Raw genomic sequence first — 21,346 nt, forward strand, 5'->3', positions numbered from 1 at the left:
GTCCGTGATTCGCGGCCCCTATCCCTCGCCGGGCACCTCGCCGAGCATCTCGTGGGGTACCTCGTGGGGCAGCGGATGGGCCGCCGGGTTGACGCGCCGTACGATCTCGTTCAGGACGATCCGCACGTACGGCTCGCCGACCCACAGGTGTTTCGCGCCCTCGACCCCGACGACCTCGGCCTGCGGCACCCGCGCGAAGCGGGCCTTGGCCTCCTGCGGCCTCAGGTAGTCGTCGAACTCGGGGACCAGCGCCGTCAGCGGACGGCCGAAGGCCGCCCAGGCGTCGAGGTCGGCGTCGGTCGCCCGGCGCAGCGGCGGAGAGAGCAGGACGGCCCCCGTCACCAGCGGGTCGCGGCCCCATTTGAGCGTCAGCTCGGTGCCGAAGGACCAGCCGACCAGCCAGACGTTCGGCAGGTCGTGGAACTCGGCGTACTCCAGCGCCGCGGCGACGTCGAAGCGCTCCTCCTCGCCGTCGCCGAAGACGCCTTCCGAGGCGCCGCGCTCGGAGGAGGTGCCGCGCGTGTTGAACCGCAGCACCGCCAGGTCCGCCAGCGCGGGCAGCCGGTTGGCGGCCTTGCGGTACAGGTGGCTGTCCATCATGCCGCCGTGCGTGGGCAGCGGGTGCAGGCAGACCAGCGTCGCGACCGGCGGCCTTCCCGGGGGAAGGGCCAGCTCTCCGACGAGCCTCAGCCCGTCGCCGGTGTGCAGCTCGATCGGCTCCCTGCGCGCGGGCAGCACCGTCGAGGACCTGATCTCCATGTCTGTTCCGTGTCTCCTCACCGGCGGCCGGAGTGCCGCCGTTTTTCCGTACCCGGCCCGGTGTTCGGCGCCGGGTCTCAGTATCGGCTCCGGCCTGGACCGCGCCGTATCCGGTTGCGCCAGCACGCGGTGTGCCAGTGCCTGCGTTCCTGCTCTCCGCCCCGCCAGGCGGGCCAGCTCACCAGGTGCGGAACGCCCGGTCTGAGTTCCTGGTCACAGCCGGGGCACCGGTAGACCTTGTCCGCGCCCGCGCCGGTGACCCGGCGCACGAACCAGTCGCCGTCCGGCCACTCCTCGACCTGGTCGACGCCGGGCACCGAGGAGCCGACGGGGCGTGCGGGGCTTCCCCGTCCGTCGCCCCGGTCGAAGGGGTCGATCCGGCGGGCTCTGCGGGGGCTCATGACAGGCCGCGAATGCTTCGCACGCCGGCCGTGACGAGCTGGTCGAGCAGCGGCGCGGGGGCGAAGGCCGGGTCGCGGTACTCGGCGTAGAGGGCGCGCAGTCCGTCGCGGACGGTTTCCAGGCCCAGCGTGTCGATCATCTCGAACGGCCCCGCCGGGTATCCGCAGCCGAGCCGCATGGCCGCGTCGATGTCCTCGGTCCCTGCGTAGCCCGAGTCGTACATCCGCACGGCGTCGTTGAGGTACGGGTACAGCAGGGCGTCCACGACGAACTCGGCCCGGTCCTTGCAGTGCACCGGGACCCGGCCGACGATCTTGGTCAGGCCCTCGACGGCGCATGTCGCCTCCGGCGAGGTGAGCACGGTCGAGGCGACCTCGGCGAGTCTGTCCCCGACCAGGTGCAGGCCGACCAGGCGCCTGGGGTGCGGCAGCCGCGCGGCCAGTTCGATCACGGGGGTGTGCGACAGCGCGATGACCACGTCGGCGGTTTCCACCGTGCCCTCAAGCGTGTCCTCCGCCTCGCCCGCCGTCACCGTCTCCAGGGCGGTCGTCCTGAACCCGGCGTCGCCGAGCCTGGCCGCGAACTCGCGCGCGCCCTCACCGAGCACCGCGACGGAGCTGACCGTGGGCTTGCCCGACGCCGGAGGGGTGGCAACGGCCTGCCCGTCGTAGAAGCCCGCTCCCGTCTTACGGCCGAGCAGGCCCGCGGTGACCAGCTCCCGCAGGATCGGCGCGGGGGCGTGGCGGCGGTCGCGTGTCTCCTGGAACAGCACGCACATCACCTCGTAGGAGGTGTCCAGGCCGATCAGGTCGAGCAGCGCGAAGGGGCCCATCGGCACGCCGACGCCGAGTTTCATCGCGGCGTCGATGCCGTCGCGGGTGGCCAGGCCGTTCTCCAACAGGACGGCGGCGTGGTTGAGGTAGGTCAGCAACAGCCGGTTGACCACGAATCCGGCGCGGTCGCCGACGCTCACCGGCGTCTTGCCGAGCCGCCGCGCCAGGGCGGCGATCTCCTCGGCCAGGCCGTCCTCGGTGACCACCGTGTGGACCACCTCGACCAGCCTCATGACCGGCGCGGGGTTGAAGAAGTGCATGCCGACGACGCGCCCCGGCCTGCCGGTCGTGGCCGCGATCTCGGTGACGGAGAGGGAGGAGGTGTTGGTCGCGAGCACCGCGGACGGCTTGCAGATCCGGTCCAGGTCGGTGAACAGGGCCCGCTTGAAGTCCATGACCTCGGGGATGGCCTCGATGACGAGGTCGGCGTCCGCGAGGTCCTCCCGCGAGGTCGTCAGGGTGATCCGGCCGAGGATCTCGGCCCGCTCCGCCTCGCTCAGCCTGCCCTTGGCCAGGGCCCGTCCGGTCGAGTTCTCCAGGTTGTCCCGGCCTCGCCCGAGCGCGTCGGGATCGGCCTCGACGCCGATCACCCTGAGCCCCGCGCGGGCGAAGACCTCCGCGATCCCCGCCCCCATCGTGCCGAGCCCGACGACTCCGACCTTCTCAAAGCTCCGCGTCATGCCGCCAGTCTCCCAGAGCCCATCACCTCCCCCCAAAACCAACCCAGATAATCAACCGGTAGCAACCCCGACGCCTCTTCCCGGTACCGTCCGGCGAAATCAAAGCAGTCGGTGAACGGATGAAGCCCTGCCGTCCTCGACGATGGACCACGCTCTCGCCGCGCGGCGAGAGCGGTCGCCCGCAGCCGAGGCTCGACGTCTAGAGACCCCGCGCCACCGGCTGCCCCGCCCGATAGACCGCGCGGACCCGGCGTACGTCGTCGATGTGGTGGACGGGATCGCCGTCGACGACGAGAAGGTCGGCGTCATAACCGGGAGCGACACGGCCTTTGCGGTGCCCGAAGCCGCAGGACTCGGCGGCGAGGGAGGTGACGGAGGCGAGCGCTTCGACATTGGTGGCGGCCTGGGCGGCGAAGTAAACGAGATCGCCGGGAAGTACGTCATGAGGTTTGTGAGGGTTGATGCCCGCGTCGGTGCAGCAGACGACGCGCACGCCATGGCGTTGCATGTAGGCCTGGTTCTCCCAGTAGGGCTCGATGGTCTCCAGGACCTCGGGAGGCATCCCCTCACGGGGTTTGACGACCGTACAGCCGACGAAGGTGCCGGCCGCGGCCATGGCGTCAACGGTCCGAGGGTCGAGCCGCACCCCTGACCGCGTCATGAACGTGCAGTGTTCGATGCCGTCGACTCCGGCTGCCACGGCGTCGGTGATTCCCGCCGCAGCGTGCGCGTGCGCGGTGACAGGCAGTCCCAGCCCGTGAGCGGTCCGGGTGACCGCCCGCAGATCCGCCAGACCGTACTGCGATCCCCCGGGGTTGGTCCCCTTGGTGGACATGCCCCCTGTTGCCATGATCTTGACGAGGTCGGTCCCGTGTTCGGCGCGGGAGGTGACGGCTGCGACCAGTTCCTCCGCCCCTTCGGCCTCTCCGCCGAGGTACCAGCAGTGTCCACGGTTACTGGTGATGGGAGGGCCGGCCGCGACGATCTGAGGGCCCGGTTCCCCCGTGGCGTACTCCTCGCGCAACCGTAGCGAGAGATATCCACGGTCGCCGAGGTCGCGAAGGGTGGTGATGCCGGCGTGCAACGCCTGGGCGGCGTGTTCCCGCATTCGCGTCATGACGGTGGCGTCATCGTCGTGCAGCATCTGATGTTCGGTGCTGCCGTTCGGGTCGAACGCCAGGTGGGTGTGCGCGTCCACCAGCCCCGGCATGAGGGTCACGGCCCCCAGGTCCGCCAGCGCCACCCCTTCCGGCGGGGGAGCGCCGGTGAGGTCGACGTCAACGATCCGGCCGTCTTCGATCAGGACCATGACCGGACGCGGATGCGCGGTCTCTCCGTCGAACAGGCGCGCACCGCGGACAACCAGTCGAGAATCTCTCACGAACGCACTCCCATTATGGTCATGAATAATTCTCCGTTTCGGAACTCCTTACCGCCGGTGAAAATACTGCGTTCGGTGGCGCAAGCACCGGTGGCACGATCCGTCCCAGGTGAATTCATCTCCCGGGGGCATCGGAAATCGTAGGTCACCGTGGCCCGAAGTCGATAACGACCGATCAGCCCGGCGGGTGAGAAACGGCGGCGGAAAGAACGTCGGCGCAGGTGAGGCGTATGATTCCGTCGCCTGAACGGCGTGGCGGGCAGGGGTTGTTCCGGGTCACCGAAACAATCAGCCTCGTGCATTTCTTGTTTCTCCTCCTCGCGGGCACCGCCCGACCGATGCGGAAGCGGCATCGACCGTGTCCGCACCGGAAGCCCGGTCCCGACACGGCTTGGCGAAAGACGGCGGCAGCGGGCACAACGCAACCTGATCGATTCCGATCACCGCCAAAACGACGGGGACAGGCGCCAAAGCTCTTCGGCCAGGAAGGGGTACACCGCCGATCACCTCACCTGCCCCGAGCCGCCCGCCGTTCCTCGGTCGCGGGCGGAGCGGCAGGATCGGAAACGGGTCACGGAGCGAACCGGGCGAAGAGCCTCCTCGTCCTGTCGTGGAACCGGCCTTCGTCGGCGGTGAAGCCCGTATGGACCGCCTCATATCCGTGACGACGCGGGATATGAGGCGATCCGGAACCGGCGACGGGTGGCTGGGTCTAGGCTTGGGTGCCATGCGTCTGGTCATCGCGCGGTGCAGCGTGGATTACGTGGGAAAGCTCACCGCTCATCTTCCGATGGCGCCCAGGCTCATCCTGATCAAAGCCGACAGCTCGGTCTCCATCCATGCGGACGACCGGGCGTTCAAGCCTCTGAACTGGATGAACCCGCCCTGCAAGCTCCGTGAGGAGGAGGGCACCTGGACGGTCACGCACGGCAAGACCGGGGAGAAGCTCGTCCTGACGATGGAGGAGATCCTGCACGACTCCAGCCATGAGCTGGGGGTCGACCCCGGCCTGGTCAAGGACGGGGTCGAGGCCCACCTGCAGGAGCTGCTGGCCGAGCACATCACCACGCTGGGCGCGGGCTGGACACTGGTCCGCCGCGAGTACATGACGGCGATCGGCCCGGTGGACATCCTCTGCCGTGACCACACCGGCGCCTCGGTCGCCGTCGAGCTCAAGCGCCGGGCGAACATCGACGCCGTGGAACAGCTGACCCGCTATCTGGAGCTGATGAACCGCGACCCGCTGCTCGCGCCCGTCAGCGGGATCCTGGCCGCCCAGGCCATCGTGCCGCAGGCCAGGACCCTGGCCGAGGACCGCGGCATCCGCTGCGTGACCCTCGACTACGACGAGCTGCGCGGCATCGAGCGCACCGACACCCTGTTCTGAGACCACTGTCACGAGGCCGCTGTCCTCCGTTCGGAGGACAGCGGCGTTCCACCGGTCGTGGGTGCCGCCGAAGCCGTACAAGGCGGACGCTTGAGGCATGGATACGGCGGTGAAGGTACGTGGCCTGACCAAACGGTACGGCGACGTGCAGGCGGTCGGGGGCATAGACCTCGACATCCACGCGGGCGAGGTGTTCGCGATCCTCGGCCCGAACGGCGCGGGCAAGTCGACCACGGTTGAGATCCTCGAAGGGCACCGGACCAGGGACGCGGGCGAGGTCAGCGTCCTGGGTGCCGACCCCGGCAGGCCGACCCGGGACTGGCGTTCCCGGATCGGGATCGTGTTGCAGACGGCCAACGACATGACAGAGGCGACGGTCGGGGAGACCGTACGGCACTTCGCCGGGTACTACCCGGCTCCGCGCGACCCGGACCAGGTCATCGAGCGGGTGGGCCTGACGGACAGCGCGGGCAAGCGCGTCCGGCAGCTCTCCGGAGGGCAGCGGCGACGGCTGGACGTGGCGCTCGGGGTGATCGGCGATCCTGAGCTGCTCTTCCTCGACGAGCCGACCACCGGGTTCGACCCGGAGGCCAGGCGGCGGTTCTGGGAGCTGATCCGGGACCTGGCGGGCCAGGGGACCACGATCGTGCTGACCACCCACTACCTGGACGAGGCCGAGGCGCTGGCCGGCCGGGTCGCCGTGGTCTCCGGCGGCCGGGTCGTCGCCGAGGGCGAGCCCGCGACGCTGGGCGGGCGGGCCAACGCCAAGGCCAGGGTGAGCTGGTCGGACGGGGGTGAGCGGCGCACGCTGGAGACGGACACCCCGACCGGGACCGTGCTCGAACTGACCCGGCGCTTCGACGGGGAGGTTCCCGAGCTCACCGTGACCAGGCCGACCCTGGAGGAGATCTACCTCGGGCTCGTCACCCCCTCCGAGGTGACCTCATGAGCCGGACGACCACCCATGTCCCCGTTCGGAGACCGTCCGCGGCACGACTGGGGCTGTCGCGGGCGGCCATCGAGACCCGGATGTTCCTCCGCGAACGGGACGCGGTCATCTTCGTCTTCTCCCTCCCGATCATCCTGCTGGCGATCTTCGGGGCGATCTTCAGCGGCACCCTTGAGGGAAGCGGCGTCAGCGTCGCCCAGCTGTACGTGTCCGGGCTGATCGGCTCGGCGGCGATGACGGGCTTCCAGAACCTCGGCATCGGCATCGCGATCGACCGTGACGACGGCACGCTCAAGCGGCTCGCGGGCACACCGCTGCCGCGTTCCTCCTACTTCGTCGGCAGGGCGTTGCAGACGCTGTTCCTGTCGCTGTGCCAGGTGGTGCTGCTGCTGGCCGTCGGGGTGCTGGCCTTCGGACTCGACCTGCCCACCCGGGTCTCGGCCTGGGTGACCTTCTCCTGGGTCTTCGTGCTCGGCGTGCTGTCCTCGGCGCTGCTGGGCGTCGCGGCCAGCAGCCTGCCCCGCTCGGGCCGGAGCGCGAGCGCGGTGATCTCCATGCCGTTCGTGGTGCTGCAGTTCGTCTCCGGGGTGTTCATCCCGGTCAGCCAGCTGCCCTCATGGCTGGTGAACATCGCCTCGGTGTTCCCGCTGAAGTGGATGTGCCAGGGCTTCCGCTCGGTCTTCATCGGTGACGCCGGGGCCACACTTGAGGTCGCCGGGTCGTACGAACTGGACCGGGTCGCCATGGTCCTGGGAGCCTGGGTCGTCGGAGGACTGGTGCTGTGCCTGCTGACGTTCCGGTGGAAGAGCCGCCGCGACGGATGACCCCTGAGGAACGGCCCCGTCCGGGCGGTGACCCGGCGGGGCCGAACACGTGGGAGTCGTCACCGGCCGTCTGGGAGATCCTGCTGGTCCCGGCGATTCTGCTGCCGGTCGTGCTCGTCGTCACCGGCGGCATGACCGTGCCGGGGAAGGCGGTCGCGGCGGGCTGCCTGCTCGCCGCCGAGGTGCCGGGATGACGCCCGCCCCCGGGGAACGGCACGCCTACCACCGCATGGACGGCTGGGAGCGGCTCTATCTTCTCGACCTCATCGTCTCCGTCGCCTTCGTCCTCCTCGACGACGCGCTCACCGTCGCCTGGAAGGCGGTCGTGCTGTGCCTGCTGGGCGGTTGCACGGCGGCCTACGTGTTCCTGGGCAGACGCATCCCCGGGGGACCGTACGGCACGAACGGGCGCGCCTACGTGGTGCTGTCGATCGTGCTCTTCACCCCGGTCTCGGTGCTCTGCCCGCCGACCCGTTTCCTGCTGTTCGCCTTCGGGCCGCAGTACTACATCCTGCTGCCGAAGCGGCAGGCGATGCTCGCGACCGTGGCGCTGAACGTGGCCCCCGTGCTGTGCCTGCCCCTGTTGCCCTCCAGTGGGGAGGACCTGCTCGCGTTGTCCGTCATCGGGCTGCTCTCGCTGGCCTCGAACCTGGTCTTCGGGCCCTGGATCCAGGATGTCGTCGAGCAGAGCAAGGGACGCGCCCTCCTCATCGAGGAGCTGGAGAACAGCCGTGCCGAGGTGGCCAGGCTCTCGGCGGCGCAGGGGGCGGCGGCCGAGCGGGAACGGCTGGCCGGGGAGATCCACGACACCCTGGCCCAGGGCTTCACCAGCATCATCATGTTGCTGCAGCAGCCGGACGAGCGGCGGATCGGGCTGGCCGTGCGGACGGCGAGGGAGAACCTGGCCGAGGCCCGCGCGCTGATCGCCGCGCTCGGCCCGGCGCCGCTCGACGGCTCGACGCTGGAGGAGGCGCTGGGGCGGATGGTTTCCCGGTTCGGTGAGGAGCTGGCCGTCACCGCCTCGTTCGGGGTGAGCGGCGAGTCGCAGCCGATGTGGACCGGGGCCGAGGTCGTCCTGCTGCGCGCGGCGCAGGAGGCGCTGGCGAACGTCCGCAAGCACGCCCGCGCCTCGGCCGTCACGGTGACGCTGGACCATCTTCCCTCCGCGGCCCGGCTGACCGTCCGCGACGACGGCGTGGGGCTCGGGCCCTCGGCCGCCGACGGGTACGGCCTGCGCGGCATGCGCGCGCGGGCCGAGCAGGTGGGAGGGTGTCTGTCGCTGACGGCCGCCGCCAGCGAAGGCACCGTCCTGGAGATCACCGTCCCCGTTTCCCCGGCGACGGTCAGACGAGGAGTTTGACGAGTGCTACGACTGATGATCGTCGATGACCACCCCGTGGTCCGTGAAGGCCTGCGGGGCATGCTTGAGGCGGCGCCGGAGATCACCGTGGTCGGGGAGGCCGCCTCCGGGGACGAGGCGGTGGCGCGGGCCGTGCAACTGCGACCCGAGGTGATCCTGATGGACCTGCGGATGCCGAACGGCGACGGGGTCAGCGCGACCTCGCGCATCCTGGCCGCCCTGCCGCGGAGCCGGGTGATCGTGCTGACCACCTACGAGACGGACCAGGACATTCTGCGGGCGGTCGAGGCCGGGGCGGCCGGTTACCTGCTGAAGGACACCTCGCGGGCCGACCTGCTGGCCGCGATCGCCTCCGCCGCGCGTGGGGAGACGGTGCTGTCGCCGTCCGTGGCGACCCGGCTGGTGACCAGGATGCGCGCCCCGGCGGCCGAGACCCTGTCGCCGCGCGAGGCCGAGGTGCTGGCGCTGGTGGCCGAGGGGCTCACCAACGCCGAGATCGGCCGGGCGCTGTTCATCAGCGAGACCACGGTGAAGACCCACCTGCTGCGGGTCTTCGGCAAGCTGGGGGTCTCCGACCGTACGGCCGCCGTCACCACCGCTTTGGACCGTGGGTTCCTCGTCCGCTGAGGCCCTTCACGGACGTGGGTGACTTGACTGCCCAGTCAGGCTCGTGACCTTCTTGCATGAAGTGTGCAAGCAACAGGACACTTACTCTTCCGCAAAAAGGATCTTGCACCCATAATGGGGGATTCCGGGGGCCAGGATCATGAGGTGGAAGTGATAAAACGAGCATTTGTCAACCCCACGTCAAGGCGGGGTGCTTGACATGAACGGCCGGCCTTACCGGGGAATGTCAGCGGAGGAACGTCTCGCCGAACGACGGGAACGTTTGATCTGCGCGGCGTACACCCTCTATTCCGACCCCGGATTCCCAGAGACGACGATCGAGAGGCTGTGCGCCACGGCGCGCATCTCCAACCGCGCGTTCTACGAATGTTTCTCCGGGCGCACCGAACTCATGCGGGCACTGCACGAGAGGTGCGTCCAGGAGGCCGTCTCGGCGGTGGCGAAGGCCGTCGAGGAGGCTCCCGACACCCTGCTCGGCAGGGTCGAGGCGGGCATCACGGAGTACATCAACTTCGTCACCGAGGACAGAAGACGCGCCCGGATCATGCACCTGGAGGTGCGCAGGGCGGGCGACTGCCTCACCACCTCACGGCAGCAGGCCGTACGGGCCTTCGCGAGGATCGTCGCAGCCGGTGCCCTCGGTCCTCCGGACACGGTCGGGGTCAACCGGCACCTGCTCACGCTGGGCATGATCGGCGCCGTCCACGAACTGCTCATCGAGTGGGTGCTGGCCGAGGACCCGCCCCCGGTCTCCGACCTGGTCGGTACGGCCGTGCACATCTTCCACCGGTCGTTCGCGACATGACCGCCAGGTGAGCCCATCCGTCCCCCTCGCCCCGGCCGTCTCCGGGGCGTGGGGGGTCAGGCGACCGCGGCCATGGGCACCTCGACGATGAGCACCCGGTTGAGGCGGGTCACCGCCAGCACCCGCATGACCCGGACGGGCACCCCTCTCAGCACCAGGCGGCGCCCGGTCTCAAGCGCCCGGCGATGCGTGCCGACCAGCACGCCCAGGCCGGTGGCGTCGATCATCTCAAGTCCGGAGAGATCGACGATCAGATCACCGTCACCGGAGTCGACCGCGCTGTGCAGTCGCGGGCGCACCACGGCTACGGTGCCCACGTCGAGGCGGTTGCCCACCACGACCACCTGCGCCCCGGGCTTTCCAACGGCGCGCATACCCCCTCCTCAGACCGATCTCGGCGCCACCTCGGTCGGCCGACCACGTGCACATCGGACCATGTGAAAGCCCTGTCCCAGGACTGGGCTTTCTGCCGTCATGAGGAGCCATTGCCCCCTTCTGGGAGAAAGATGCTGTTCATAACCAACCTTTTTCCTGCGCGACACGGATCGCGGTGATCCGGTTGGTCGCGCCGAGCTTGGTGATGGAGCTGGACAGGTAGTTGCGCACCGTCCCCTCGGTGAGGTGCAGTGAGGCCGCGATCTGGGCGACCGTCGCCCCCTGGGAGGCCAGGGACAGGGCGTCGCGCTCGCGTTCGGTGAGCGGGTTCTCCCCCGCCATCATCGCCGAGGCGGCCATCTCGGGGTCGAGATATCGACCGCCCGCGTGGATCTTGCGGATCGCCGCCGCCAGCTCCTCGGCCGAGGCGTCCTTGGGGACGAACCCGCGCACCCCCGCGGCCAGCGCCCTCCTCAGGTAGCCCGGCCGCCCGAAGCTGGTCAGGATCAGCACGGCGTGACCGGGCAGCGTCTCGGCCACGCTCAGCCCGTCCATCCCCGGCATCTCGATGTCCAGCACCACCACGTCCGGGCTGTGATCCTGTACGGCCTGCGCCACCAGGTCGCCCCTGGACACCTCGGCGACCACCTCGATGTCCGGCTCCAGGCCGAGCAGCGTGGCGATCGCCCTGCGGATCAGGTGCGCGTCGTCTGCCAGCAGAACCCGGATCATCGTGCCCCCTCCAGCGGGATCGTGGCCCGCAACCTGAACTCCCCCGCGCCCTCGCCCGCGCCCGCAGTGAGGACCCCGCCCATCGCCGTCACCCGCTCCGACATGCCCGTCAGCCCGGTGCCGCCGCGCCCGGTCGGCCCGGTGGCGCCGTCGTTGGTCATCTCCAGCACCGCCGTACCCTCCCGCAGGGTGATCGCGATCCGGCAGCGGGTCGCCGAGCTGTGCCTGAGCACGTTGGTCGTGCCCTCCCTGATCACCCAGGCCAGCAGCGTGGCCGCCTCCTCGGGGACCCCCTCCTTCGGGAGTTCGAGGGAGCAGCCGATGCCGCCCGCCTCAAGCACGGCCGTCATGCTGCGCAACTCGGCGTCGAAGTCGACCGTGCGGTAGCCGCGCACCGCCGTACGGATCTCCTTGAGCGCCTCGCGTGCCAGCACGCGCACCTCACCCATCTCCGCGGCGGCCCGTTCGGCGTCCACGGCCGACAACTTGGCGGCGACCTCGCTCTTGAGCGCGATCGCGGACAGGCTGTGCCCGACCAGGTCGTGCAGGTCACGGGAGAAGCGCAGCCGTTCCTCGGTCACCGCCAGCCTGGCCATGGCCTCCTTGCCCTCCTCGGCCGCTCTGACCACCTTCCAGAACCAGAGCTGGAAGCGGTTGGCCCACGGCATGAACATGGCCATCGCGAGGAAGGTCGCTATCGCGAGGGCGGAGGTGTCGTCGAGCCCGAGACGTCCGCTGGGCACGACGAGCACCGCGACGGCCGCCGCGCCGACGGACACGGCGATCGCCCCTCTCCTGTCCAGCAGCAGGGCCGCACCCGAGGACCAGGCGACGGCCAGGAGCCCGAGGGACCACAGCTCACCGTGCAGGGACACCAACATGACCAGGACGAGCGCGCCGGAGGCGATCATCTCGCGGGTCGCCCTGACCCCGGCGATCGAGGCTCTGACCATCTGCACGTACAGGATGCTGAAGGCGGCCGTCCCCGCCATATCGAAGATCGTCAGAGGGGCCAGGAGGTGCCGGCCCTGCGCGGTGAGCCTCACGAAGGTGCCGAGCCAGGCGAAGGCCACGCCGATCAGCAGCGTGCCGACGGTCGACCTGCGCAGCCGCTCGACACTCGTACGCCCGGGATGGCACCACAGCGACATCCGCAGCTTGCCGAGGACGGTCTTCCAGGACGGACGTCCGGGCTCTCCGGAGAACGCCGGCGAGGCGGGAGGCATGTCGCCTCCCACCTCACCTGTGTCACTTTTTGTCTGCATCTCGCGGTAGACGTTATCCGTGCCGGGGTTCCCACCGGAACAGCCATCCGGCCAACAGGGCCGTCACCGCGATCCAGACAATCAGGATTCCGAAGGAGGGCAGCGCCCCCGTCCACTGCTCCAGCACGCTCAGCGCCCTGCCGCTGCCGGAGTAGTGGTCGGAGCCGAGGAAGGCGCTGCGCATGATCTTCACGATCGGGGTGATCGGGAGCAGGCCGGAGATCGTCCCCAGCAGGCCGGGCAGCGCGTTCGTCGGGAAGGCGACCGGCGAGCCGATCATCAGGAGCAGGAGGATCGGGAGCACCGTGATCTGGGCCATCTCTGCGTTGGGGGTCAGGCCGGAGCAGGCGGCGGCCAGCAGCCCGAACACCGTCACCCCCAGGACCGCGGCCAGGAGCATCAACGGCACGTTGACCGGGGTCGCCCCCTCGGTGCGCTGGATCCAGATCCCCAGCAGGACGACCTGACCGAAGAAGAGAGCGAGCGCACCGAGGGCGCTTCCCGCCAGAACCGCCGCCGCAGAAGGCTGGCCCCCGCGCAGCCGCTTGAGCACCAGTTCCTCACGACGGGCCGTCAATGAGTTGACCAGGTTGACGAAGACCGCGAACCCCATCATCAGGCCCGGCATTCCGGTCAGCACGAAGAGCTTGGCGGACACCCCCTCGATGATCGCGCCCCCCTGGGTCTGGGTGAACAGCCAGGCCATCAACAGCGGCATCAGCAGCACGGTGAACAGGACGGTGGTGTTTCTGAAGATCAGGGTCAGGTCGATCTTGGCCAGCCGTACGGCGTGCAGGGCGTCGGTTCTCATGGTCTGTCGTTGCCTTCCGGCCGTCGTGCGGCCTGTCGTCTCCCCGCGGATCGCTCCGCCGTCCACCCGGATGGTCTCCGGTCCTACGCCGTCTCCCCGAGGACCCGCATGAAGGCGTCCTCCAGGGTCCCCCGGCGTACGGTCAGCCGCTCCAGGACCTCGCCCCGGCTGTCGGCCCAGGCCAGCAGCGGTGAGAGGGCGGCGTGCGCGCGGGCCTGGACCTGGTCGCCGGTCAGCGTGTAGGCGACCTCGGTGCCGTCGCCCGTGTAGGTGAGCGCCGGGGCCGCGCCGTCCAGGAAGGGCAGTTCGTCGTAGGAGCGGGAGGCCCCGCCGAGCCGGAAGGAGATGGTGTCGCCGGAGCCCGCGACGACCTCCTCGACCGTCCCGTAGGTGTGGATCCGCCCCTCGTGCATGATCGCCAGGCGGCCTGCGAGGCGCTCGGCCTCCTCCAGGTAGTGCGTGGTGAGCAGCACGCTCGTGCCGCGTTCCCGCAGGTCCTCGATCACCCGCCACGTGGTACGGCGCGCCTCGGGGTCCATACCGGTGGTCGGCTCGTCGAGGAAGAGCAGCTCCGGGGCGGACAGTACGGCCAGCGCGAGGTCGAGCCTGCGCTTCTGACCGCCGGAGAGCTGCTTGACCCTGGTCCTGGCCTTGTTCTCCAGGCCGACCAGCTCAAGCGCTCCCATGGTCTGCCGGTCGACGCCCTTCGTCCAGCCCGTGATGGACAGGCGTCCCGGCGTCCCGGTGCCGGACAGGGTCACGGGGCGTCCCGCGTCCTCGCTCAGCCCCTTCCACAGCCCGACGGTCTCGGCGACCGTGAGGTCCCCCAGGAAGCCACCCTCCTGCAGCATGATCCCGATACGGGGACGCAGACTGCGGCGCTGCCTGATCGGGTCGAGGCCGAGGACCCTGACGCTCCCCTCGGTGGCGGGCGTGAAGCCCCCCAGGACCTCCATGGTGGTCGTCTTGCCCGCGCCGTTCGTGCCGAGCAGGGCGAAGATCTCGCCCCTGGCGACGGTGAAGGAGACGCCGCGCACCGCCTCGAAGTCGCCGTACTTCTGCCGGAGCCCGCCGACCTCGATCACGTTTTCGAGGCCGACGGTTCCGATCTCCGCCGTGTCCGCGAGCTGTGGTGTTCTCATGGCGACAATCCTGCTGTTTCCGCCTTTCACCAGGTAGTCGCCGATATCACCACACCAGCAGAGAGATGTCAGCCGACGGAGCTGACAAATGTCATCCGGACCGGGGCGGCAGCGCCGGACGACGCCGGGACGGACGCCGCGAGAGGTCGGGAGCCTTCGCCGCAGGCCGCTCCTCAAGCGCGGCCAGCGCCAGCCGTACCGCCTCCTCGATCTGCGGGTCCCGGCCCCGCGCCCAGTCACCAGGGGTGATCTCCACCTCGACGTCGGGATCGACGCCGTAGTTCTCGACCCCCCAGCCGAGCTCGTCGAACCAGAAGGCGTACCTCGCCACGGTGATGTAGGTGCCGTCCACCAGGCGGTGGTCGCCCTCCGTGCCGATGACGCCGCCCCAGGTCCGGGTGCCGACCACGGGACCGAGCTTGTGGATCTTGAAGGCCGCCGTGACGATGTCGCCGTCCGACCCCGCGTTGTAGTCGGTGACCGCGACCAGCGGGCCACGCGGGGCGTCCTCGGGATAGGTGACCGGGTTCAGGCCCCTGGGCAGGTCCCAGGCGATGATCCGGCGGATCAGCTTCTCGATGATCAGCTCGGAGGTGTGGCCACCCCGGTTGCCACGCAGGTCGACAACCAGTGCCTCCCTGGTCATCTCCCTGCGCAGATCACGGTGGAACTGCGCCCAGCCCTCCGCGACCATGTCCGGGATGTGCAGATAACCGACCCTGCCTGCCCCCAGCTCACGGACGTGCGTCCTGCGCTCGGTGACCCAGTCCTGGTAACGCAGGCGCCGGTCGTCGCGCAACGGGGTGACGACGACCCTCCGCCCACCGCCCAGGGTCAGCTCGACCGGTTTGTCCGCCGCACCGATCAGCAGCGGCGCCGGGCCCTGCGGGGGCACCGGACGGCCGTCCACGGCCAGCAGCCTCTCCCCCGGCGTGATCCCCGCCCCCGGTACGGCCAGCGGTGAGCGGGCGTGCACGTCCGAGGACTCGCCGGGCAGTACCCGGTCTATCCGCCAGTGGCCCTCCTCGTCCCGGGACAGGTCGGCGCCGAGTAGACCCACCGGCTCGGAGACCCGGTGCCCCCACGGAGCCGCGTAGACGTAGCAGTGCGAGGTGCCCAGCTCCCCCATGACCTCCCACAGCAGGTCCGCGAAGTCGTCCTGGGTCGCCAGACGCTCGACCAGCGGCCGGTACTCGTCGAGCACGGCCTCCCACTCCACCTCCGCCAGGTCCTCGACCCAGAAGTCGGCCCTGACCCTGCGGCCCATCTCGGTGTAGGCGTGCCGCCACAGGGCGACCGGGTCGGCGGTGACGCGGATACGCGACAGGTCGACGGTCGTGTCCTCACCGTTCTTGCCCGTGACCGGCCTGACCGTGAGGGTCCCCTTGTCCGAGACGACGAGCTGGGTGCCGTCCCCGCTCACCGCGTACCAGTCGAGCTTGTCCACCACCTCCTCGCACTTGCGCTTGACCAGGTCGAAACGGTCGAGCGCGGCCCTGGGGGCCTCACCGCCGACCTTGTCCCGGTCCTCACCCAGCTCACCCGCCAGCGGCTCACGCAGCCAGACGATGCCGTCCTTGACCGCGCTGAGCGCCGAGTAACGTCCCTCCGGCACCGGCACCTGCACCACCCTGGAGGCGATGCCGTCGAGATCGACGGTGAACGGGAGATCGCCGTCCTTGTCGTCCTCAGGGTCCGTCAGGGGCCGCCCCTCCCCGCTCGGCGCGAACGGCGAAGGCGTCGCCGCGGCCAGCGGCACCAGGTACGGCCGGTAGCCGAACGGGAAGGACATGTCGAAGGAGTGCGCGTCGTAGACGGGGTCGAAGCCCCTGCGCGACAGGAACGCCAGATACCTCCCGGCGAAGGCGGGCGAGACGTCGACGAACCGCCCGTCGGTGACGTCGGTGACGACCCGGTCGGCCATCCTCGCCAGCCTGATCCGGCGCAGCGGGGTCGCGTCCGGGTGCGACCACGCCAGCCATGCGGAGTCCGGAGACCAGGTCAGCCCGCTGATCTCGCCGTTCGCCCTGGACAGCTCGACGACCTCCCCCGAGGCCACGTCGACCAGGAGCAGCCCGCCGTCCCTGGCCGCGACCGCGATCGTGTTCGCGTCGGGCGCCACGGCCAGGTCACCGACCTCGCCCAGCCGCCCGGCGGCGATCCTGCGGGTCTCCCCACCGCCGGCCGGGCCGATCTCCAGCCCCTGACGCTCCCCGTCGTCGAAGACCCACACCACCCGGTCCGCGCCCAGAAGCCGAGGCGTGCCGGCGGCCAGGCCCGTGCTGAGCTGCCGCGCGGGCCCGTCCCGGTGGGTGAGCCAGTGCACCGTCCCCTGGACCTCGACCGCGCTCGCCTGCCCCGTCGCGTCCACCGCCAGATCGTGCAGCCGCCACCCCGGATTGACCTGGTACGGCTGCCGCCCCCTCGGCGGCGAACCGAGCGTCACGTCGAGTTTGCGCGAGGAGCCGTCGAGATCGTCGAGCAGGTAGACGTCCCCGGCGTTCTGGTAGACGATCCTGGTCCCGTCAGTGGTCGCGTGACGGGCGTAGAAGACGTCATGGTCGGTGTGGCGGCGCAGTCCGGTGCCGTCGAGCTCACAGGAGTAGAGGTTGCCGACGCCCTCGTGGTCGGAGAGGAAGACCAGCCGTCCCCCGACCAGCATCGGGTTGGCGAAGGTGCCTCTCACCTCCGGCAGGACCTGTTCGAACTCGTCCGACAGGCCGCGCCGTACCCACAGGCGGCCCGCCGTACCGCCTCGGTAACGCTTCCAGACGGCGGGGTCGCGGGAGAGTGAGGCGGTGAGCAACGCGACCGTCGCCCCCGCCTCCCCCGATCCCCCGCCGTCCCCCGTGGCCGACAGATCGAAGACCGGCCCGTACGGCAGCCGCTCGACATGGCCGTCGCCGAGCGCGTAGGCCCAGTTCCGCCAGACGAACGGCTCGCCGGTCGCGCTGATCGCGAGAACCCTGCCGTCCGGAGTCCAGCCGCGGGTACGGGTCCTGGGGTCGTTCCAGTAGGTCAGCCTCTCCGCCGACCCGGACTCAAGGTCGGCGAGGTGCACCTCGGGGTGGCCGTCGCGGACACTCGTCCACGCGACCCTGGTCGCATCGGGAGAGAGCCGGGGATGCGAGGCCGGCGCCCTGTCCGAGGTCAGGCGCCAGGCCCTGCCGCCTTCGGCGGGAGCGGTCCAGACGTCGTCGTCGGCGACGAAGGTCAGAGTCTCCCGGGAGATGTGCGGGAAACGCAGGTAAAAACCGGAAACCATCGGTAAATCATATTGTCAGCTATCTAACTAATCAGGAGTAATTCTGCGCAAGATACGCTGAGTCTCATGACCCGAGCTGACAGAGACAACCCGGTGGTGCTCTCCAAGATCTACACGCGCACCGGCGACGACGGCACGACGGCACTCGGCGACATGAGCCGCACCCGCAAGACCGACTCCCGGCTCGCCGCCTACGCCGACGTGGAGGAGGCCAACGCCGCGATCGGTGTCGCCCTGGCCGTGGGCACCCTCGACGAGGACGTCACCACGGTCCTGACCCGGGTGCAGAACGAACTGTTCGACCTCGGCGCCGACCTGTCCACGCCGATCACCGAGAACCCCGAGTTCCCCCCGCTGCGCGTCGAAGCCTCCTACGTCGAGTGGCTCGAAGCCAGGTGCGACGAGTTCAACGAACGGCTCAGGCCACTGCGCAGCTTCATCCTGCCCGGCGGCACCCTCGCCGTGGCCCAGCTCCACGTCGCACGGACCGTGGCCCGGCGCGCGGAACGGACCGTCTGGGCGGCCCTTGAGGAGCACGACGACGTCAACCCGCTGACCGCGAAGTACCTCAACCGCCTCAGCGACCTGCTGTTCATCCTGTGCCGCGTCGCCGCCGGGGGCGATGAGATCCTGTGGAAGCCGGGGGGTACTCGTTAGCGCTTGCTCCGCCTGGCTGTGTCTCTTTGCGCCGCCTTCGGCGCCGCGGGGCTTGGGCGCCCCGAGTCGGCGCTTTCCCTCGTCACTCCGTCGCTTCGCTCCTGCGTTCCTCAGTCCAAGCACCGACGCGCCCAAGCCGACACTCCTCACACACGGCACCGGGAAAGCAAAGATCAAACCCCTTAGAAGCGGCGTCCCGGTGTCCGGGTGGAACTCTTCACGTTTGGGGCCGGGGCGCCCGAGGACCCGGTGTGAGGGGGCGCCTCCTGCTCCCGTGTGGGGGTGGTCGCCTGTGTCGTCGGCTGGGTGGGACCAGGGGCTCCCCGCGTAGGCGCGATGGGTGCCAAAAGTTTATTTTTCGTGTGTTGGTTGGTTGTTGCCATGGGATGGGGCGCTTCGCCGGAGGGCTTAAAGATCTTGGGTGAGATGGGTCATCATGCCCGGGAATGAGCCTCCTGGAGGTTCACCGAAAGGCCAACGGCGGCCGAATCCGGAGCGGTTAAATCTGTTTGGAGCCGAAAGAGAAGGAGAAGGCGGACGGCTTTCTCACAATTGAGAAACAGGAGACCGGAGCCTACGGCAACGGCCTTCACCTGGCGGTTCCCCGAGAGGCCGCCCCACGGGCACGACCGCCGCGGACGGGCCGACGGACACGTCTCCGGGTTTCCATGAACGGCACGAGCGGCCGACAAGTCGGGCTTTGACCTCGCCGTCGACCATCATCCCCGCGATGGCAAAATGTCATGACTTGCCCCTTATAGGCGGGTGACACTTATCGCCGAATGGGCGGGGTCCGCCGACGCGAATCCCCATAGAACGCCCCGCCGTCCACGGACCGGCCGGAACGTTCCCACCACCCGGCTACCGGCCGGAACCGGCGACGGCCCGGCCGGGCGGGCTCGAACCCACAGGCCGGTGCGACGCGCGACAGCGGAGATCCACCCGGTTCGAACGCCGAGCCCACCCCGACCGGGATCACCTCGGTCCCCCACCGACCAGGCCGGGCCCCGCCCGGAGCGCGAATCCCGCACACGCGCCGTGACCCCGCCCCTTCCCCATCCGGGCCGAGATCTCCGTCCCGAAGCCGGGTTCCATTCTCCGAGAGTTATGGTCGCCGCGCCGCCGTCCGCGCACGGACCGGGCGCAGCGCGCCAAGCCGGGGAGACGATATGGGCCCCGACCTCCCGCCCCTTGGACGCGCTCCGTCGCACATGCGCAGCGTGGACGGGTGGCGACGGAGGGTTCCGAGAGTCGTTACTTACCGTTTGCCTTGACATACGAAAATGCTATGCCTTTACGAGGCTTGTCAATCTATCTGTTGCATGTCACCTTTAGTGCAGCCCTGGCCGGCCACGGGCTCCTGCTAGTCCCTTCCCCCCTTTGTGGGACTTGTGAGAGGAGTCATCCGTAGTGAGGTCCAAGACAAGGTTGGGGGGCGTCGCCGTACTGGCGGCAGCCGCCCTGGCCACATCCGCGCTCACGAGCGCGACCGGCGCGTACGCCCAGCCGAACGGCACCGGCCCTTCGGCCACCGCGAACTCCGATGGCGCCTACGCCCCGCCGGACGCCCAGAGCAGTGAGCGTGCGATCGCCACCGCGGACAGGGCGCTGGTGGCGCAGTCCCAGGCACTGCACAAGGCTCCGGAAGACAGCTTCGTCCGCGAGAAGACCGTCGTGGGCACCTTCGGCCTCCAGTACGTGCACTACAAGCGCAGCTACCGGGGCCTTCCCGTCTACGGCGGTGACGTGATCGTCGCCACCGACCGGACGGGCGAGCAGGCGCGGGACGTCGTCTCCGGGCAGCAGGCCACGCTCAACCTGGACACCACCCCCGTCGTCAGCGCGGACGCGGCCGCGGCCACCGCCCGCGGCCAGCTCACCACCGTCGCGACCGCCTCCGCGCCGGTGCTCGTCGTCCACGCGGCGACCGAGACCCCGGCGCTGGCCTGGGAGGTCGGGGTAACCGGACGCTCGGACAACGCCGAGAGTGTTCTCCACGTGTACGTCGACGCGCGCACCGGCGCCGTCATCGACAAGGTGGACGAGGTCAAGGAGGGAACCGGCAACAGCTACTACAACGGCAACCCGGTCACCATCCAGACCTCGGGCTCGGGTGGCTCCTACTCCATGACCGACGGCACCAGGCCCGGCCTGAAGTGTGGCGGCCAGAGCGGCTCCGCCTACACCAAGAGCTCCGACTCCTGGGGCAACGGCTCCGGCACCAACCTTGAGACCGCCTGCGTCGACGCCCTCTACGCGGCCCAGAAGGAATGGGACCTGCTGAGGAACTGGCTCGGCCGCAACGGCTTCAACGGCAGCGGCGGCGCCTTCCCGGCTCGCGTCGGCCTGAACCAGGTCAACGCCTTCTGGAACGGCTCCTACACCAACTTCGGCCACAACCAGTCCAACAACCGGCAGGCCACTCCGATCGACGTGGTCGCCCACGAGTACGGCCACGCCATCTTCCAGTTCTCCGGTTCCGGCGGCTCCGGCAGCGGTAACGAGGCCGGCGGCCTGAACGAGTCCACCGGTGACATCTTCGGAGCCCTCACCGAGGCCTACGCCAACAACGCCTACGACCCGCCGGACTACACCGTCGGTGAGGAGGTCGACCTGGTCGGCAGCGGCCCGATCCGCTACATGTACAAGCCGAGCACCAACGGTGACCCCAACTGCTACAGCTCCTCCATCCCCAGCACCGAGGTGCACAAGGCCGCAGGCCCGCAGAACCACTGGTTCTACCTGCTCGCCGAGGGCACCAACCCCGGTGGCGGCAAGCCCGCGAGCCCGGTCTGCTCCGGCCCGTCGAGCCTGACCGGCATCGGCGTCCAGAAGGCCGGACGGATCTTCCAGGGCGGCCTCAACCTCAAGACCATTCCCTGGACGCACGGCAAGGCGCGCGTGGCGACCCTGAAGGCCGCCAAGTCCCTCTACACCTGCGCCGAGTTCAACGCGGTCAAGGCCGCCTGGAGCGCGATCAACGTCGGCGCGCAGAGTGGTGAGCCCACCTGCCCGTGACAGGCGCCGGATGTGTGCGGTGGTGATCCCGCCGGCACGCGCGAGGCCCGTCGGCTCCCGTCATCGGGCAAACC

General features: G+C 69.7%; 19 protein-coding genes. 9 read left to right on the forward strand and 10 right to left on the reverse strand.

Annotated features, from left to right (window positions below; genetic code table 11):
- Nucleotides 1-18: 18 nt before the first annotated feature.
- The 4 genes from ACIBVQ_RS06330 to ACIBVQ_RS06345 form a co-directional block, all read right to left on the reverse strand.
- Complete coding sequence (locus ACIBVQ_RS06330) at nt 19-759, reverse strand: alpha/beta hydrolase (RefSeq protein WP_386192993.1); 741 nt, start codon at nt 757-759, stop codon at nt 19-21.
- Nucleotides 760-836: 77 nt separating this feature from the next.
- Nucleotides 837-1,160: an ATP/GTP-binding protein gene (locus tag ACIBVQ_RS06335; protein WP_352009630.1), complete on the reverse strand. Its 324-nt coding sequence runs from the start codon at nt 1,158-1,160 to the stop codon at nt 837-839.
- Nucleotides 1,157-2,674: a 3-hydroxyacyl-CoA dehydrogenase family protein gene (locus tag ACIBVQ_RS06340; protein ID WP_399175995.1), complete on the reverse strand. Its 1,518-nt coding sequence runs from the start codon at nt 2,672-2,674 to the stop codon at nt 1,157-1,159. The genes ACIBVQ_RS06335 and ACIBVQ_RS06340 overlap by 4 nt, the downstream gene beginning before the upstream one ends.
- A gap of 199 nt (nt 2,675-2,873) precedes the next feature.
- On the reverse strand, nt 2,874-4,055 hold the full coding sequence (locus ACIBVQ_RS06345) for an amidohydrolase family protein (protein WP_399175997.1): 1,182 nt from the start codon (nt 4,053-4,055) through the stop codon (nt 2,874-2,876).
- Between the two features lie 727 nt (nt 4,056-4,782).
- Between ACIBVQ_RS06345 and nucS the strand changes: the two genes are divergently transcribed.
- The 7 genes from nucS to ACIBVQ_RS06380 all read left to right on the forward strand — a co-directional run bounded on the left by nucS (nt 4,783) and on the right by ACIBVQ_RS06380 (nt 10,007).
- The gene (gene nucS, locus ACIBVQ_RS06350; protein WP_352009633.1) at nt 4,783-5,442 is read left to right on the forward strand and encodes an endonuclease NucS; all 660 of its coding nucleotides are present in this window, start codon (nt 4,783-4,785) and stop codon (nt 5,440-5,442) included.
- Between the two features lie 97 nt (nt 5,443-5,539).
- Nucleotides 5,540-6,391 carry an ABC transporter ATP-binding protein gene (locus ACIBVQ_RS06355; RefSeq protein ID WP_352009634.1) on the forward strand — a complete coding sequence of 284 codons (852 nt, stop codon included), beginning with the start codon at nt 5,540-5,542 and terminating at the stop codon, nt 6,389-6,391.
- Nucleotides 6,388-7,215, forward strand: coding sequence for an ABC transporter permease (locus ACIBVQ_RS06360; protein ID WP_399176000.1), 828 nt, complete (start codon nt 6,388-6,390; stop codon nt 7,213-7,215). Before ACIBVQ_RS06355 ends, ACIBVQ_RS06360 begins: the two co-directional genes overlap by 4 nt.
- Complete coding sequence (locus ACIBVQ_RS06365; RefSeq protein WP_399176002.1) at nt 7,212-7,409, forward strand: hypothetical protein; 198 nt, start codon at nt 7,212-7,214, stop codon at nt 7,407-7,409. The genes ACIBVQ_RS06360 and ACIBVQ_RS06365 overlap by 4 nt, the downstream gene beginning before the upstream one ends.
- Complete coding sequence (locus ACIBVQ_RS06370) at nt 7,406-8,575, forward strand: sensor histidine kinase (protein ID WP_399176004.1); 1,170 nt, start codon at nt 7,406-7,408, stop codon at nt 8,573-8,575. The genes ACIBVQ_RS06365 and ACIBVQ_RS06370 overlap by 4 nt, the downstream gene beginning before the upstream one ends.
- Nucleotides 8,576-8,578: 3 nt before the next feature.
- The gene (locus tag ACIBVQ_RS06375; protein ID WP_352009638.1) at nt 8,579-9,202 is read left to right on the forward strand and encodes a response regulator transcription factor; all 624 of its coding nucleotides are present in this window, start codon (nt 8,579-8,581) and stop codon (nt 9,200-9,202) included.
- Nucleotides 9,203-9,401: 199 nt separating this feature from the next.
- On the forward strand, nt 9,402-10,007 hold the full coding sequence (locus tag ACIBVQ_RS06380) for a TetR/AcrR family transcriptional regulator (RefSeq protein ID WP_352009639.1): 606 nt from the start codon (nt 9,402-9,404) through the stop codon (nt 10,005-10,007).
- A 56-nt stretch (nt 10,008-10,063) separates the two neighbouring features.
- Here the strand turns inward: ACIBVQ_RS06380 and ACIBVQ_RS06385 are convergent, their stop codons facing one another.
- From ACIBVQ_RS06385 to ACIBVQ_RS06410, 6 genes are all read right to left on the reverse strand, one after another.
- The gene (locus tag ACIBVQ_RS06385) at nt 10,064-10,381 is read right to left on the reverse strand and encodes an STAS domain-containing protein (protein ID WP_352009640.1); all 318 of its coding nucleotides are present in this window, start codon (nt 10,379-10,381) and stop codon (nt 10,064-10,066) included.
- 139 nt (nt 10,382-10,520) lie between these two features.
- Nucleotides 10,521-11,114 carry a response regulator transcription factor gene (locus ACIBVQ_RS06390; protein ID WP_352009641.1) on the reverse strand — a complete coding sequence of 198 codons (594 nt, stop codon included), beginning with the start codon at nt 11,112-11,114 and terminating at the stop codon, nt 10,521-10,523.
- The gene (locus tag ACIBVQ_RS06395) at nt 11,111-12,340 is read right to left on the reverse strand and encodes a sensor histidine kinase (RefSeq protein WP_399176008.1); all 1,230 of its coding nucleotides are present in this window, start codon (nt 12,338-12,340) and stop codon (nt 11,111-11,113) included. The genes ACIBVQ_RS06390 and ACIBVQ_RS06395 overlap by 4 nt, the downstream gene beginning before the upstream one ends.
- Nucleotides 12,341-12,392: 52 nt before the next feature.
- Nucleotides 12,393-13,190, reverse strand: coding sequence for an ABC transporter permease (locus tag ACIBVQ_RS06400; RefSeq protein ID WP_399176010.1), 798 nt, complete (start codon nt 13,188-13,190; stop codon nt 12,393-12,395).
- Between the two features lie 83 nt (nt 13,191-13,273).
- Nucleotides 13,274-14,332, reverse strand: coding sequence for an ABC transporter ATP-binding protein (locus tag ACIBVQ_RS06405; RefSeq protein WP_352009644.1), 1,059 nt, complete (start codon nt 14,330-14,332; stop codon nt 13,274-13,276).
- Nucleotides 14,333-14,423: 91 nt separating this feature from the next.
- Nucleotides 14,424-17,597 carry a S41 family peptidase gene (locus tag ACIBVQ_RS06410; RefSeq protein ID WP_399176012.1) on the reverse strand — a complete coding sequence of 1,058 codons (3,174 nt, stop codon included), beginning with the start codon at nt 17,595-17,597 and terminating at the stop codon, nt 14,424-14,426.
- 66 nt (nt 17,598-17,663) lie between these two features.
- Here ACIBVQ_RS06410 and ACIBVQ_RS06415 point away from each other — a divergent pair, with 66 nt between their 5' ends.
- Both ACIBVQ_RS06415 and ACIBVQ_RS06420 read left to right on the forward strand, forming a co-directional pair.
- Nucleotides 17,664-18,254: a cob(I)yrinic acid a,c-diamide adenosyltransferase gene (locus ACIBVQ_RS06415; RefSeq protein WP_362777085.1), complete on the forward strand. Its 591-nt coding sequence runs from the start codon at nt 17,664-17,666 to the stop codon at nt 18,252-18,254.
- A gap of 1,410 nt (nt 18,255-19,664) precedes the next feature.
- Nucleotides 19,665-21,272 (forward strand): M4 family metallopeptidase, encoded by a 1,608-nt coding sequence (locus ACIBVQ_RS06420; RefSeq protein WP_399176014.1) that lies wholly within the window; start codon nt 19,665-19,667, stop codon nt 21,270-21,272.
- Nucleotides 21,273-21,346: the final 74 nt, after the last annotated feature.

Source organism: Streptosporangium sp. NPDC049376 (genome assembly GCF_044466505.1).
GTDB lineage: Bacteria > Actinomycetota > Actinomycetes > Streptosporangiales > Streptosporangiaceae > Streptosporangium.

What these genes read in the sequence shown, in the direction of transcription:
- ACIBVQ_RS06360 (WP_399176000.1), top strand. Translation starts at nt 6,388, where the DNA reads ATGAGCCGGACGACCACCCATGTCCCCGTTCGGAGACCGTCCGCGGCA.
- ACIBVQ_RS06415 (WP_362777085.1), top strand. Translation starts at nt 17,664, where the DNA reads ATGACCCGAGCTGACAGAGACAACCCGGTGGTGCTCTCCAAGATCTAC.
- ACIBVQ_RS06355 (WP_352009634.1), top strand. Translation starts at nt 5,540, where the DNA reads ATGGATACGGCGGTGAAGGTACGTGGCCTGACCAAACGGTACGGCGAC.
- ACIBVQ_RS06380 (WP_352009639.1), top strand. Translation starts at nt 9,402, where the DNA reads ATGAACGGCCGGCCTTACCGGGGAATGTCAGCGGAGGAACGTCTCGCC.
- ACIBVQ_RS06340 (WP_399175995.1), bottom strand. Translation starts at nt 2,674, where the DNA reads ATGACGCGGAGCTTTGAGAAGGTCGGAGTCGTCGGGCTCGGCACGATG.
- ACIBVQ_RS06395 (WP_399176008.1), bottom strand. Translation starts at nt 12,340, where the DNA reads ATGCCTCCCGCCTCGCCGGCGTTCTCCGGAGAGCCCGGACGTCCGTCC.
- ACIBVQ_RS06365 (WP_399176002.1), top strand. Translation starts at nt 7,212, where the DNA reads ATGACCCCTGAGGAACGGCCCCGTCCGGGCGGTGACCCGGCGGGGCCG.
- ACIBVQ_RS06370 (WP_399176004.1), top strand. Translation starts at nt 7,406, where the DNA reads ATGACGCCCGCCCCCGGGGAACGGCACGCCTACCACCGCATGGACGGC.
- ACIBVQ_RS06400 (WP_399176010.1), bottom strand. Translation starts at nt 13,190, where the DNA reads ATGAGAACCGACGCCCTGCACGCCGTACGGCTGGCCAAGATCGACCTG.
- ACIBVQ_RS06390 (WP_352009641.1), bottom strand. Translation starts at nt 11,114, where the DNA reads ATGATCCGGGTTCTGCTGGCAGACGACGCGCACCTGATCCGCAGGGCG.
- ACIBVQ_RS06330 (WP_386192993.1), bottom strand. Translation starts at nt 759, where the DNA reads ATGGAGATCAGGTCCTCGACGGTGCTGCCCGCGCGCAGGGAGCCGATC.
- ACIBVQ_RS06405 (WP_352009644.1), bottom strand. Translation starts at nt 14,332, where the DNA reads ATGAGAACACCACAGCTCGCGGACACGGCGGAGATCGGAACCGTCGGC.
- nucS (WP_352009633.1), top strand. Translation starts at nt 4,783, where the DNA reads ATGCGTCTGGTCATCGCGCGGTGCAGCGTGGATTACGTGGGAAAGCTC.
- ACIBVQ_RS06335 (WP_352009630.1), bottom strand. Translation starts at nt 1,160, where the DNA reads ATGAGCCCCCGCAGAGCCCGCCGGATCGACCCCTTCGACCGGGGCGAC.
- ACIBVQ_RS06385 (WP_352009640.1), bottom strand. Translation starts at nt 10,381, where the DNA reads ATGCGCGCCGTTGGAAAGCCCGGGGCGCAGGTGGTCGTGGTGGGCAAC.
- ACIBVQ_RS06410 (WP_399176012.1), bottom strand. Translation starts at nt 17,597, where the DNA reads ATGGTTTCCGGTTTTTACCTGCGTTTCCCGCACATCTCCCGGGAGACT.